Genomic DNA, 670 nt, shown 5'->3' on the forward strand with positions numbered 1-670 from the left:
CGTACCACTAACTCGCAGGCTCATTCTTCAAAAGGCACGCCATCACCCGAAGGCTCTGACGGATTGTAGGCACACGGTTTCAGGTACTCTTTCACTCCCCTCCCGGGGTACTTTTCACCTTTCCCTCACGGTACTCGTCCGCTATCGGTCACCAGGAAGTATTTAGGCTTAGCGGGTGGTCCCGCCAGATTCACAGCGAATTTCACGGGCTCGCTGCTACTTGGGATAACTACCCATGGAGATGCCGGGCTTTCACGTACGGGAGTCTCACCCTCTACGCTCGCGCTTTCCAGACGCGTTCCGCTAACCACAGCATTTTCTTACTCCACGACCAGCCGGCAGACTAGTCCAGTAGGTCCCACGACCCCGCACACGCAACCCCTGCCGGGTATCACACGTGCACGGTTTAGCCTCATCCGCTTTCGCTCGCCACTACTCACGGAATCACGGTTGTTTTCTCTTCCTACGGGTACTGAGATGTTTCACTTCCCCGCGTTCCCTCCACACACCCTATATATTCAGGTGCGGGTAACCCCACATGACTGGAGTTAGGTTTCCCCATTCGGATACCCTCGGATCTCAGCTCGATTGGCAGCTCCCCGAGGCTTTTCGCAGCCTTCCACGTCCTTCATCGGCTCCTGGTGCCAAGGCATCCACCGTATGCCCTTAA

General features: G+C 56.4%; 1 rRNA gene. It reads right to left on the bottom strand.

From position 1 onward, the window contains the following. A 23S ribosomal RNA gene (locus ACFFQA_RS38000) occupies positions 1-670 on the bottom strand; the annotation flags it as partial.

The sequence above is a fragment of the Allokutzneria oryzae genome (assembly GCF_042429765.1).
Taxonomy (GTDB): Bacteria; Actinomycetota; Actinomycetes; order Mycobacteriales; family Pseudonocardiaceae; genus Allokutzneria; species Allokutzneria oryzae.